This is a genomic window from Sphingopyxis sp. CCNWLW2, from assembly GCF_037095755.1.
Classification (GTDB): Bacteria; Pseudomonadota; Alphaproteobacteria; order Sphingomonadales; family Sphingomonadaceae; genus Sphingopyxis.
This window is the reverse complement of sequence record NZ_JBAWKJ010000001.1, coordinates 2,318,546-2,332,178: the sequence shown is the minus strand read 5'-3', so window position 1 is coordinate 2,332,178 and position 13,633 is coordinate 2,318,546. Positions and strand designations below refer to the sequence as shown.

7 protein-coding genes are annotated in these 13,633 nt (G+C 65.8%); all 7 read right to left on the bottom strand.

The window, feature by feature from the left end; genetic code table 11:
- Window positions 1-11: 11 nt before the first annotated feature.
- The gene (locus tag V8J55_RS10985; RefSeq protein ID WP_443030817.1) at window positions 12-4,358 is read right to left on the bottom strand and encodes a strawberry notch-like NTP hydrolase domain-containing protein; all 4,347 of its coding nucleotides are present in this window, start codon (window positions 4,356-4,358) and stop codon (window positions 12-14) included.
- A 152-nt stretch (window positions 4,359-4,510) separates the two neighbouring features.
- On the bottom strand, window positions 4,511-5,122 hold the full coding sequence (locus V8J55_RS10980) for an antitoxin of toxin-antitoxin stability system (RefSeq protein WP_336445638.1): 612 nt from the start codon (window positions 5,120-5,122) through the stop codon (window positions 4,511-4,513).
- Window positions 5,123-5,210: 88 nt separating this feature from the next.
- Window positions 5,211-5,714, bottom strand: coding sequence for a hypothetical protein (locus V8J55_RS10975; protein ID WP_336445637.1), 504 nt, complete (start codon window positions 5,712-5,714; stop codon window positions 5,211-5,213).
- Window positions 5,707-6,213, bottom strand: a complete 507-nt coding sequence (locus V8J55_RS10970; protein ID WP_336445636.1) for a hypothetical protein — start codon at window positions 6,211-6,213, stop codon at window positions 5,707-5,709. Before V8J55_RS10970 ends, V8J55_RS10975 begins: the two co-directional genes overlap by 8 nt.
- A 136-nt stretch (window positions 6,214-6,349) precedes the next feature.
- Window positions 6,350-8,479 carry a ParB/RepB/Spo0J family partition protein gene (locus V8J55_RS10965; protein ID WP_336445635.1) on the bottom strand — a complete coding sequence of 710 codons (2,130 nt, stop codon included), beginning with the start codon at window positions 8,477-8,479 and terminating at the stop codon, window positions 6,350-6,352.
- Window positions 8,480-8,735: 256 nt separating this feature from the next.
- The gene (locus V8J55_RS10960) at window positions 8,736-10,496 is read right to left on the bottom strand and encodes a cellulase family glycosylhydrolase (RefSeq protein WP_336445634.1); all 1,761 of its coding nucleotides are present in this window, start codon (window positions 10,494-10,496) and stop codon (window positions 8,736-8,738) included.
- Between the two features lie 90 nt (window positions 10,497-10,586).
- Window positions 10,587-13,586, bottom strand: a complete 3,000-nt coding sequence (locus tag V8J55_RS10955; RefSeq protein ID WP_336445633.1) for a glycosyl hydrolase — start codon at window positions 13,584-13,586, stop codon at window positions 10,587-10,589.
- Window positions 13,587-13,633: the final 47 nt, after the last annotated feature.

Sequence of the window (13,633 nt, the reverse complement as noted above, 5' to 3'; positions counted from 1 at the left end):
GCGGGGCTCCTTCAGGCGGCCTTGCGGTCGGCGACCCGCTGAATCGGAAACCGATCCAGCAGCCGCGCGAACACATCGGCGCCAGCAGCCCCTGCCGGCACGTAGAGCTTCAATTTCCATGAGACGATCTCCGAAATCAAGCCAAAAGCCTTCAGCCGGTCGACCCCGAGATCGTTGAACCCGGTCAGCTCGATGCGCCAGTCGTTCATCGCGCGAACGCGGCGGAGCATCTGGCCCTCGGCGAGGTGCAGAACCGCCTCTCCCTGCTGGAGGAGCTGCCACGCCTCGTCCGCTGGCAGATCGCACGGCCCGTCCTGGATAACCGACGCGACCCAGCCCGCCGAGACCTTGCGCCCGATGATCCGCTCGCCGTCATCACTCTGGAGCCGGTAGACCCGCGATGATTCCTTGGGCAGTCGCTGCCAGATCGGGAGCAGCAGACCCGACACCATGTGCAGGGTCGAGGTTTCATAATCGGGAATGCCGGCCAGCTCGGCCTTCCAGATATTGGCGAACAGATCGCGGTCGGCGGGCTGCCAATGGCTCATGACGAAGTCGGCGAGCAGCATGTGGCTGGCCTCCAGCGGTCGATGCAGGCGCACGCGCCGGTGGACCGCGCCATCGTCATCGATGACGCTCCGCGCCCCGAGCTTCACCGCCGCGCGCTGCGAACGCTGGTTGACGAGCAATTCGCCGCCGCGCTCGCGAACCAGCGCCAGTGCATCGTCGAGCGCAAGCGGCAGCACCCGCTCCTTGCGTTCGATCGTCAGAAGCTGCGTCGCGGCGCCTGTCCCGGGATGGGTGTAGATCGTCTGCCGCGCTTTCACGGAAAAGCTTTCGGCGCGCAGCGTTTCGAGGCCGATCTCATAGGTGCCCGCCGCGACCGCCGCCTCGATGCGGTTCACCAGCAGCCCCTCGAAGGCCTCGAACAGGATGTTCTGGAGATCGATCGTCAGCGCCAGCATGCGATTGAGAAAGGTGGTGATCGGCGGCAGTTCCTCGCGCAGACATCCGTCGACGTCGAGCAGCGATAGGCCGGTCGCGCTTTCAAAGGTCAGCAGCGAGCAGCCTTCGATCTTGGCGTTCACAATCAGCACATAGAGCTGGCGAAGCGCATCGCGCGCATAGAAGGATTCGAGATTATCTTCGGGACGGAACATATTCTGCCCGCCTGTCTGGCGCTGGCCGCGCGTGATGGCTCCCATCGAATCGAGCCGCCGCGCGATGGTCGAGATGAAGCGCTTCTGCGCCTTCACGTCTGTCGACACAGGACGGAACATCGGCGGCTGCTTCTGGTTCGTGCGGTTGGTCCGCCCGAAACCCTGGATGGCGGCATCGGCCTTCCACCCCGCCTCGAGCAGATAATGGATGCGCCGCCGCTGGTTCTTCGCGCCAAGATCGGCATGATAGGAACGGCCCGTGCCGCCGGCCTCCGAGAAGACGAGGATGCGCTTCTCGTCGTCCATGAAGGCGTGCGTCTCGCCGATGTTCGCGCTGACGGGCCGATTCTCGACCGCGAAGCGCACATCGCCGCCCTCCCCCGTCCGCGGGACGATGCGGCGCGACCGCCCCGTGACCTCAGCGACCTGCTCGGTCCCGAAATGCTGGACGATCTGGTCGAGTGCGCCTGGCACCGGCGGCAGCGCGGCGAGCTTCTCGATCATCGCGTCGCGGCGCCGGCAGGCCTCGCGGCTGACGATCGGGTTGCCTCCCTTGTCATAGGCGGGACGTGAAGCAAGGTTGCCCTCGCCGTCGGCGCACGGTTCGAACAATTGCACCGGGAAGCCGTGCGCGAGATAATCGAGCACATATTCGCGCGGGGTGATGTCGACCGAGACGTCGCCCCAATCCTCCACCGGGATCTCGGCGAGCCGGCGCTCCTGCAGCGCCTCGCCGGTCGAGACGATCTGGACCACCGCCGCATGCCCCGCCTCGATATCGCGCGCGATGCTCGCGATGCAGCTTGGGGTCTGCATCGCGGTGATGAGATGGTTGAAGAAGCGCTGCTTGGTGCTTTCGAACGCTGATCGCGCCGCCGATTTCGCCTGCGCGTTGAGCGTGCCATGTTCGGCGCTCGTCACCCCGGCCGCCTCCATCGCGGCGGCGAGATTGTTGTGGATGACCTGGAAGGCCCCGGCATAGCTGTCGTAGATGCGCCGCTGCTCGTCGGTCAGTCGATGTTCGAGCAGCTCATATTCGACCCCGTCGAACGACAGCGAGCGCGACGCGTAAAGGCCGAGCGCTTTCAAATCGCGCGCCAGAACCTCCATCGCCGCGACGCCGCCCTCCTCGATCGCGGCGACGAATTCGCTCCGCGACGCGAACGGAAAGTCGCTTCCGCCCCAGAGGCCGAGCCGCTGCGCATAGGCGAGATTCTGCACCGTCGTCGCGCCGGTGGCAGACACATAAACGACGCGCGCTTGCGGCAAAGCGTGCTGCAACCGGAGGCCGGCACGGCCCTGCTGCGACGGCTTCTGGTCGCCGCGCCCGCCCTTGCCGCCCGCCGCATTGGCCATGGCGTGCGCCTCGTCGAAGATGATCACCCCGTCGAAGTCGCGGCCCAGCCATGCGGCGATCTGCTCGATGCGGCTCGCCTTGCCTTCGCGGCCCTGCGAGCGAAGCGTCGCATAGGTGGTGAACAACACGCCCTCGGCAAGTCGGACCGGCGTGCCCTGGCGGAAGCGCGAGAGCGGCGTCACGAGCAGGCGCTCCTGCCCAAGCGCCGACCAGTCGCGCTGCGCATCCTCGAGCAGCTTGTCCGATTTCGAGATCCAGAGCGCACGGCGCCGGCCCTTCAGCCAGTTGTCGAGGATGATCCCCGCGACCTGCCGGCCTTTGCCCGTGCCGGTGCCGTCGCCGAGGAACCAGCCGCGCCGGAAGCGGACCGCCGTCTCATTGTCGTCGCTCGCCGCGCTCACGACGTCCGCGGTCTCATCGACGGTCCAGGCGCCCGACAAATGGCCGGCATGCGCTTCGCCGGCGTAGATGACCGATTCCAGCTGCGCGTCGGACAGGATCGCGTCGCTGACGAGATTCTCGGGAAGATGCGGCCGATAGGACGGGCGCGGCGGCGCGACCGACGCCATCGCCGCCGACTGGACGAGCGCAGTGGGGTGCGGAAGCGCCCCGGCAATCCGCAAGGACTGGAGCGCATAGGGCTCGTAGATCGCCTCGCCGAGCTGGCCCACGGGCGGAGACCAGTCGATCGTCTCATGGACCAGCTCGCCCGCAGCAATGCGCGCGGTCGCCTCCGGACGCGCGTCTCCGCTGCCAAAAGGCCCCCGAGAAGCGGCCGCGCCACGGATGAATGGCATCGCCGCTGTTGGCGCAGGGGGCGGCGGGGCTGGCCGAGGCGGGACATGGCTGGTCACCCAGGCAAGGAGCGTCGCGAGGTCGGGGGCCTCTCCATGGCTCCCCGGCAGCAGGGATGGATCGGCCGCCGGCACCTTGTCGATCACGAGCAGACGCGTTGCCGTCGTTGTGCCATGCTTGGCGTAGACTTTGCCGGCAATCGCTGCGGAGAATTTTATCGTCGCCCGCTCCTGAAGCCGGACGTAGCCGTCACGAAAGGCCGCCGCCTCGGGCGCGCAATTGGCGCCGACGATGGCAACCAGCCGTCCGCCTTCGCGCAGGCGCGCGAGCGCGGACGCGACGTGGCGAAGCGCGGTGCCGCGCATCGGCCGATCGACGTGCGCCGTCGCGGAAAAGGGCGGATTCATGAGGATGACCTCGGGGTCGATCGCATCGTCGAGCCGGTCGTCGATCGATGCCCCATCGTGCCGGCTGACCGGGACGCCCGGAAAGAGGAGACCGAGAAGGTCGGAGCGCGCTTCCGCCATTTCATTGAGCGCAAGCCGCGCCCCGACCAGCTCGGCGTGAATGGCGAGCATGCCCGTACCCGCGGACGGCTCGAGGACGCAGTCGCCGGCATGGATCGATGCCGCATGCGCCGCGACAAAGGCCAGCGGCAAGGGCGTCGAGAATTGCTGGAAGGACTGACTTTCTTCCGAGCGCCGCGTTTGCGTTGGAATGCGCGCGGCCAGCCGCTCCCATGTCGCGAGCTGGCTTTGCGGCGAGCTGCCGCGCGCCGCGAGCGCGCGGCCATAGCGACGAAGGAGCAGGATCTGCGCCGCCTCGCACGCGTCATAGGCAGCCTTCCAGTCCCACGCCCCGGCGGCGTCGCTCGCGCCAAAGGCGGTCGTCATCACCGCGCGCAGCTCGGCGGGGGAGAAGGGCTGGCCCGACTCGAGCAACGGCTGCAGGGCCTCGGCGGCATCGAGCAGGCGCCGGGAGGCTGGCGTCACCGGGTTCGGAACAGGGCTCGCGGCGGCGGCGCGCACCGCATCGGGGAAAGTCATTCGCATGGCTGAATCCTTGGGAGAGCGGAACTGGAATGAACCGCCCGCTGCTCTCTCTTCGATCCGGGCCGTTCCCCTTCCTGGCCCCGCCTCTCCCTCTCACCCGAAGCGAATGCCGTCCTCGGTGAAGCGATACCCATTGACGCGGATCATCACCCATTGACGCGGATCATCTCGTCGACGGCATCGTCCGAGGTTAGATGCTCAAACTCGTCGTCGAGCCGGCCATAGAGCCAGCGTGCCAGGTCGCGGAGAGCCTCGCTCACATCCTCTTCGGCGTCCGCCGTCATATCCTGGACGACCGGGCTGTCGCGTTCGACAGAGATCGCCATGCTATTTTCGTGATGGTAGCGCCCTCGATGCGTGATGCGAGCGCTCAGCTGATAGAAATTGCGTCGCTGGATCGCGCCAAGGGCATCGGCGATGCGATGAAGCTCGACATCGCGAGGCGCGAAACGGCGGATCGCCGGCGACGCCCCTTTGCCATAACGATAATCGCCTTCGAAGCAGGCACCGTCCCCCTGGCTCCAGAACCCCGAGAACCAGATGCAGGGTTTTCGCCGACTCCCGCCGCCAACGAGGCGAACCGGCACGGTGTGAAGTTCAATCCCCATTATCTCGCAGACGCGTTCAAAGTCGTCGTAGACGAAATCATACCAGTCATAGGCGAAGCCCGCTTCGCGGTACCAGCCGCGAGCCCTTTCCTTCGCCGCGTCGGATAATTCGTCGATCTGAAACACGGTCGTCTCGATGATCGCAGGCATATGACCCTCCTTTTCGGACGCTGAAAATGCGAAAGCCCGGCGCAATCGGTCGGACTTTCGCGGAGTTGATCGCAGGATGATCGGGCGATCAGTCGGGACGGGCCGGTCCAACAACCCGTGCGACCGCCTCTTCGAGAAAGCCTGCGGTTGACACGGATTCGATATCCTCGGCGGTGATCAGGGTCGCCGCCCCGCCGAACCCGTCAGGCCGCATCTTCGAACAAGTCCAGGCCGCCTCGACCTCGACATAATCGAGCGCCGAGCGGCGGATGATGTCCTGGAAAATGCCCTCGAAGCCGATCACCGACATGTCGAGTTCAAGCTCGTCCGCATCGGCATCGCAGGTACGGATTTCCTGGCGGACGAGATCGGCGACGCTGCTCGCGACGCACATGCTCTCCTCAAGGAGCTGCCCGGCCTCGGCGATCTCGATGAAAACGAGATCATTGGGGCCGTGACTGGCGAAGAAATAGATATCCTCGCCCACCTCTTCATGTTCGAACATGTCGCGGAGGACACGCCATTCGAGATCGGTCATCGCGGTTCGCGGAATGTCGGGCCGGATCACGGTCTGCGAGAAATAGTCAGCCATGGCCCGCCTCCCCCGGCGCGGCCGCGCTTTCCATCGTCGTCGGCGCGAGCGGAGGATCGCCTTCGACGACCAGCGGCGGCACCTCGAATTCCGCAGCTTCAAAATAGGCAAGCGCGGCCTCGATCGAGCCGAGGTCGCTCAGAACGCGGCGATCGATCAGAACCCGGTCGCTTTCATCGATCATATAGCTGTCGACAGTGCCGGTGCCCCGGAAGATGAGCCGTTCGGGCGACCATTCGCCGGGGTAACTCCCCGACCATCGGACGAACGGCAGTCCATGTGCGACGCAGAAGGCCTCGAGATTGTCGATCTTACCCCAGGCGCAGCTCTCGTCGAACAGCGCAAGCGGCTCGCCCACGACACGGCTTGCGACGTCGAAGGGCTCGCCGCCCCATTCGGGCGACAGGCCCTCGAAGGCGATGATGCGGATCAGCTCGGCGAAGACCGCCGACGAGATTTCACCGCCGATCAGGATCGATGCGGGAACGCGATCAGCCATGACAGCCTCCCTCATTCGAGGGAAGCCAGGCAAGAGCGGGCCGCAAGTTTTTCGGACTCATGAGAATTCTCCGGGAAATGAAAGGGCCCGGCATTGCTGCCGGGCCAGGGGTGTGCCGGGTACCTGGGACGGCCGCCTATTCGGCGGCCACGGGCAGATCTCCCTCCTCGCCGGACTCGCCCTCGGGACCCTCTGCGGCGAGGAAGGCGGGCAGTTCGTCCGCGCTCGCCGCCTCGTCCTGCGTCACCTCGCCCTCCAGGCTCGGCGTGCGCAGCGGCTCGGGAAGCCAGTCGCTCTCCTCGAGCAACCGTTCGGCCTCGCGCGCCATGTCGGCTTTCTTCAGATGATCGATCATCTGGGCGAACTGCTCGCCGCGCGCCTCGGCGACATCGGCGAGGATCCGCGGCTTGGTCACGCTGCCGAAATAGCCCGCGACCGTCGGGCGCCAGCCTGCCTCGACGACATCGAGCCCGACCGCGCGCGCGAGGACATGGCTGTGCTCGATGCGGCGCGCGACGCCGTGCTTCGAGATGCGGCCATTGTCATATTTGGGAACGATCTCGGCTTGCGCGTTGACGCATACCGACGCGCAGTGCGCGAAAAGATCCATCCGCTCGGCGTCGTCCAGTGCGAGAAGGAAGTCCCAAAGCCCGTCGTCCTTCGCGGGCAAACGCTCCTTCCATGCGTCGCCGCGCGCGTCGATCGCCTGCGCCGGCGCACAATCGCGCAGGGCCGCAGGGGCATTGCTGAAATAGACATAATTGGCCGACAGCTGGAGGCAGGATTCATGGCTGAAGCGGTAGAAGCAGGCCAAGGCCAGCGCGTGCAGAACCGCAGCGAACGCGATGCCGGGGTTCTGCGCGAAGGCGTCCTGCAGGGCGAGCGTGCGCCAGCAGCTGAGGTCGGAGACAAGTCGGTCGGGAAGCGGTTTGATCCCCTCTCCTTCTTCCTCCCCGCCATTGGGCACCGCGTCGGATGCAGGTGCGGGCCCGGCGTCCTCGCCCCGCCCCGCATCGCCGGCCTTGGCGTCCGCGCCGCCGGCCTCCGTCATCCCGGACTCCGCGGCGCCATCGTCCACCGGCTCGTCCTCGGGCTTCACAAAACCGCGCTCGACCCGAACGCTGCCGTCGCTGTCGATCGACACGAACGCGCCAGCGATCGCCTGCTCGCCCGGCGCGTAGTGGCGCGGGCGATCGACGAGCGCGCCGAGTTCGGCATCGATCGCATCGAGCCGCGCGATGACCTCGGCCGGGACCTCAGGCTCCTCCGCCCATTGTTCGCTCAGCGCATCGCCTTCGGCTTCGAGCGCGGCGGCGCGCGCTTCCTCCTCGTCGGTCATCGCGATCTCGTCGCCCGCAATCGCGCGCAGACCTGCGGTGGCGTTCCACGGCAGGTCGATCGAGGTCGTGATCCACTTCCAGCCCTCGGCACGAATGCGTTGGCCTTCGGCCCTTAGTTTCTCGTCGACGAGCCGGTCGAGCAGCGCCGGATCGGTGAGCCAGCCCCCGCCATCCGCCTCGAACAGATCGCGCGCGACGCCGCCGCCGGCCGCGACATAGGCATTGACGCCGACAAACACCGTCCGCTTGTCCGCCACCCGGACGCTGTTCTCGGTCAGCTTCTGCCGGATGAAGGACGCCGACCTGGTGAAGCTATGGTCGAGCTGAGCCCAGACCTCTTCCTGCCGTGCATGGTCGTCACAAATGGTGAAGGCCATGAGCTGGTCGAGCGTCATGCCGTCCTCGGCATAGATGTCGTGGAGCGCGGGCGACACTGCGGCGAGCTTCAGCCGCTGGCGCACGACTGCGGGAGTCGTGAAATGGTGCGCGGCGATCGCCTCGACCTCGTCACCCTTCTCGACCATCGCCTGCATCGCGCGGAACTGATCGAGCGGATGCAGCTGTTCGCGCATCGCGTTCTCGGCGTAGCTGTCGTCCTCGGCAAGGATGTCATTATCCGCCGCTCGCACGACGCAGGGGATCGGCGCATCCTTCGCGAGACGCCCCCGCTTCACCAGCAGCTCGAGCGCGCGATAGCGCCGCCCGCCGGCCGGTACCTCGTACCGGCCCGTTTCCTGCCCCGAAGCGTCGCATTCGGGCCGCACGTTGAGGCTCTGGAGCAGGGTTCGCCGGGCGATATCGTCGGCGAGCGCATCGACCGACACGCCCGCCTTGATCCGGCGGACGTTGGACTGGGAGAGAAAGAGCCGGTCGAACGGGATGTCGCGCGACGGACTGAGCGTGATTTTCGGGGCGGTTTTGCCCATGGTGCTTCTCCGTGACGGACCGCCGCGAGACTCTCTCTCGGCCCTTGACCCGTCGCGAAGCCGCGACCTGCTCTAACTCTGATCCGGCCAGAGCCGGATCATGCGGAAGCCCGCCACGGGACCGCCCCGCGGGCCGCTTCGACCCGCGTTCCCACTGGCGGACGCCAGCGCTGCGCGGGAGGCCAGGCTCCGCCTTTCAGGATGGCGGTTCCGAAAATCGCCTTTGCCCGCTAGTCACGACCGCCCTCGGTGAGCGTCACCGCGATCGCATAAAAGCCAGGCTGTCGATCTCGCAATCGTCGCATTGTTCGGCGGCCAGCACGACGCGGTTGCGCCCTCGCAGGAGGCCAACGGTGCCGAATTGCAGGTCGACCCATGCCGTCCCTGCCGGCAGGGACGCGCGCGACACCGGCCGGCCGTTCACCGAAATGGTCACGACCCCGCCCTTGCCGCCGCGCGCGCGCACCTTCAACGTGTGTTCGCCCGCGCGCTCGGCATCGAGCGTGTAGGCCATCCACTCATCGGTCTGGAAGCTGGTGACATAAGGGGCGCCGCCCGCGTCTTGCGTAATGTCGACGCCGTCATTGCGATAGATAGAACCCGAATTCCAGACCACCTTCTTGCCGCCACCGACCGACGCAAAATAATTGGCGTCCTCGCGGTCCCGATAGGCATAGCCCGGCCGCCCAAGGTCGAAGTCCACCGCCGCGATCCGCGCGCCCTCGCGGCCTATTCGATTGGCCTTGAAGGGGATCGTGGCGGTCGTGTGCGGCTGACGGAACATCGCATCGATCACGTCCGGACGCTGGATGTTATTCTCGTAGCGCACATCGTGCGTCGCCAGCCGCATCAGGGCCTCGGTCGCGGCCTTCGCGCTCGGCTTGGGCCCCTGGCCCAGCCAATAGGCGACCAGCGCATTCCAGCCCGGATTGGCCTTCACCTGCAGCGGGTTATTATAGCCGATCTTCTTGAGCGGCCACCAGGCCCAGCCGATCCCTTCCCCCTCGACGAGCGCAATCGCGTCCCGGTACCAGACGTTGGAATTCTCACCCGTCTCGCCCAGCCACAGCGGCAGCCCCAGCCTGTCACTGAAACCCTTGTTCCAGGCGATCGCCCCAGGGTCGTTGCGCGTCCAATATCTATGGAAGCTCAGCGCCGAATTGGGGTCGAGCGGCTCGGTCAGACCATGATAACTGCTGCCCCAGCAATTGCCCTCGATAATGATCATATGGTTGCGATCGACCGAGCGGATCGCCGCGATGACTTCGCGATAAAAGTCCCACAGCGCCTTGTTCTGCCGCGACAGACAGCCGTTGCCGGCCTTCGGCCCATCAAAATCCCAATTGGGCTCGTTGAGCAGGTCGTAGGCGGCGATCCCCGGCTCGTTCGCATAGCGCTCCGCCAGCTTCTTCCAAAGTGCGACCGTCTTGCGGCGGTTCTCTGCGCTTTCCCACAGCGACGGCTTGGTCGGATCGCGATCGCTGATGGGCAGGTCGTTACCCTGGCCGCCCGGGGCGGCGTGGAGGTCGAGAATCAGCACCATGTCGTTGGCGCGGGTCCATTCCAGCAATTGGTCGATCCGCGCGAACCCGTCCTCGTGCCAGCTATCCTGGCCGGCGACGGGTTCCTCCTCGGAAGGCAGCGTCAGGAGATTGTAGTGGAGCGGCAGGCGGACCGAGTTGAACCCCCAGCGCGCCATCGCGTCGATGTCCGCCTTGGTGATGTAATTGTCGAGCCACGCCTTGTAGAAGCGCGCGGCCTGCTGTTCGCCGACCAACTTGGTAATCTCGCGGCGAATGACGTGCTGCTGGCCTTTCTCGAGCTTACCCAGCCCGAACATATAGCCCTCCTGCAGCATCCAGCCGCCAAGGCCCACGCCGCGCAGCAACACCGGCCGTCCCTCGCCATCGACGATTTTTTTGCCGTCACGGTGGTAAAAGCCTTCGGCCGCTACCGGTGCGGCGGTCGCCAGCATCGAGGTTGCCAAGACCGCCATTGCCAAACGGTTCCACGCCATATTCTGATCCTTTGACCTGATTTCGCCGGGTCCGAGCCGACAATGATGTTGCACAAATATCTCCGACGAGGCCGAGGCGCTCCGGATGGTTCAAGGCACCGGCTGGAAGATGTAATGGCGCAGCAGCACCCGCCCATCATGTCCCAGCAAGCCCTCGTCGCGCACCGGGTCGCAGCGAACGCTGCCGCAAAGCGTCGTCGCCACGCGGACCTCGATCGCGTTGGAGCCCCGTTTGAGGTAGGCGCTGACGTCGAGCACCGGATCCAGCTGATCCGCTCCCTCGATCATTCGCCCGTTCACCATCACCTGATACGGACCTTCGACGGTGCCGAGGTCGAGCAAATAGCCGCTCTTGGCGCGCTCAAAGGAGGGAAGCGAAACGCGCGCGCGATAGGTGGCGGTCCCCGCCAGATCGCGCAGCTCGGGCGCGAGCAGGCGGAGCGGCGCCAATTCATCGCCGATGGTCAACGGGCCGACGTCGCGGCGTTGTGACTGGAGAAAGCTGGACACGCCGGTGGCCGGCTTCGCCACCCCGGCAAAGCTGAGCTGCCAGCCGGTGATCGCCTGACTCGTCGATATGGTCCGGCGGCCGAGGATGCCAGCCCTGTAGAATAATTCCGCGTTCGCGGCCTGGTCGGCTTCCAGATGGCCCGGGCGAGGGTTGAGCCCTTGCGCGCGGACCGTGCGGTCGTCCAGCAGCCCGACGAAAAGGGCTTCATCCTTGTCGAAGGAGAGCGTCAACTCGATCCTCCCAGGCCGGACGCTATAGGCCGGGATCGGCGTGATCGTGCCCGACCAGGCGTTGAGGAGGTAGGGCCTGCCCGTGCCCGCAAGCGAGAACCGCACCGTCTTGCCGGTCAGCTTTGCGGGGTCCAGCGCGGGATAGCTTGTCCGGTCGGGTGAGCGATTGATGACGGTACCGGCATCCTTGCTCGAAATCTGGTTATAATTGTAAAGATAATAGATGTCGTTCGGCCCATCGACACGATGCTGCGCCAGCACGCCCGAACCGCTCATCGCCTCCGCGTCGGCCCGCACGCCCATCTCGTGCAACTTGCGGGGAACGACATCATAAGTGCCCACATGGGCGACGCCCTTCATGCTGAGCAGCCGCGCGACCGCGGCGGCGATGCGCTCGTCGGTCTCGCCGCGCAGCACGGCCGCATAGGAGCGGCCATGCTCTGGCAGCTCGCCGATAAACAGGATCCGCACGCCGCGTGCGGCGAGCCTCTCGAAGCGGGTCAAATCCGCCAGCGATATCATTTTCGCATCGGGCACCAGCAACGCGCGATAGCCGGGGCCTGCGGGCGCTATCGACTGGTCTCCCGCCTCGCTTTGCGGCAACGCCAGCAAGGCAGGCGATACGAAGTCATAGCTGAAGCCGCCGTCGGCGAGTAACCCGCTATCCGGATACAACGCCTGGCCATCCCCTTTGCCGACGTCGGGATCGTTGAACACATCGAGTCCCGCGCGGAAGATTGCGACATCGACCTTGGCGCGCCGACGCAACAAGGCGTTGCCGCGCGCAAGATACTGCGTCAGCGTGCGCGCGAAGAGCGCTGACGCCTCACGGTTCCACATGTTGGTGGCCTTGCCGCCGAACGGGTGAAAGCCGGGCCATTCGACGCCGGGCAGAAACCCTTCCACATTGCCCGGCCCGTCATAGCCGCCGTCATAACCAGCGCCGTGCAGCGTCTCGCCGTTAACGCCGGCCGCCCAGGCACGTTTCGACCACCAGAGGATATCGCGCAGGCTCTGGCCATAGCCATTACCGAACTCCGCGGCGCTCTCGACCGAAAATTCGGGCTTGCCAAGCAGGTGAACGGCGGCGGCCATCTGGCGCATTCCATCGATTGCACCGCGCCCCAGGGCTTCGGTTTCAGGGGTACCGACCGCGGCGGCAGCGGTCTCGATGCCGATCGGTTTATTGTAGGCGACCTGATAGCGGATGTTTGCGCCGTGCTGCTCCGCCATCGCCTGCAGCGGCGCCAGATGATGCTCGATGTGCAGGGCCGACAGCGTGTCGAGATAGTCCTGGTTCACCTGGGCGGCGCGGATCGGATCGACGCTGGCAAAGCCCGGAATGTCATTCTTGGGATAGCTGTTCCTGAAGCCGATGAACGGCAGATAGGGCGCGAGGTCGTATCCATGCTGCGCCCGGAAGGTCGCGGGCAAGCCGCGCGTCCAGTCCATCGACACCTTATATTCGAGCGAGTCGTTGAAAATGTCGTCGATCGCGCCGCGCTTCAGCCCGGCGGAGAAAATGCCCTTCCAATAATCGCCGCTCGCGCGCGCGCCTTCGCTTGCGAAATGATCGATGACGTAGAGTGAGCCGACTTTCTGGGTTGCGGGCTGGCCCCAAAAGGCGAGCAACATCCACCGTTCATCGCGTGTCGGCGGCGTGAAGCTGACCGCCTCCCCTCCCCCGGTCGCTGCGCCGGTCAGATCAATAGCGCGCGTCATATCGAGCGTGCGATCGCCCGTCACAGGATAGGCAAGCAGCGCGACGACCTTCGGTGTTCCCTCGGCATGGCTGACTTTCCCGGCGGGCACCTTCCCCTGGTAACGCGATCCCGCCTCGATCAGCACCTCACCGTAAGTCAGCTCGAACAGGCTTGCCGGATGATCGGCCGATGCGACACCGGGCATCGCGACCGGCCAGGACGGGCCGTTCGCAACGCTGAAGCTGAGGCCATGCCGCGCCGCTTCGTCCGCCGCGACCGCCATCATGTGGTTCCAGCGCGGCGTCCCCCATGCGTAGCTCGCCGGAATGCCTTTCGGCATGTCCATCGAGACCAGTTCGATACCCCCAAAGCCCTGCGAAGCCAGCCTCTGCACATCGCGGCGAATCCCCGCCTCGGTTACCGCGGCTTGCGGAACCCAGTAGCGCACGCGCGGCCGCAACTCGGGCGCAGGAGAGGAAAAGGAGGTCAGCAATTGTGGCTGCGGCCCGGACTTCACCTTTATCGGCGGCGTCTTCTTGAGCGCAAGGGTAGCCGCGGCCTCCGTTACCGGTGCCGCATCCTGCGCCGAAGCTGCCGACTGGCTCAGGGCAGCGGTCAATACATAGCCTAACAGCCGGCTGCTCATCGTTGCTCCTTTGAGACGGCGCGGATGGTCGGTTCGGCGGCCTGGCA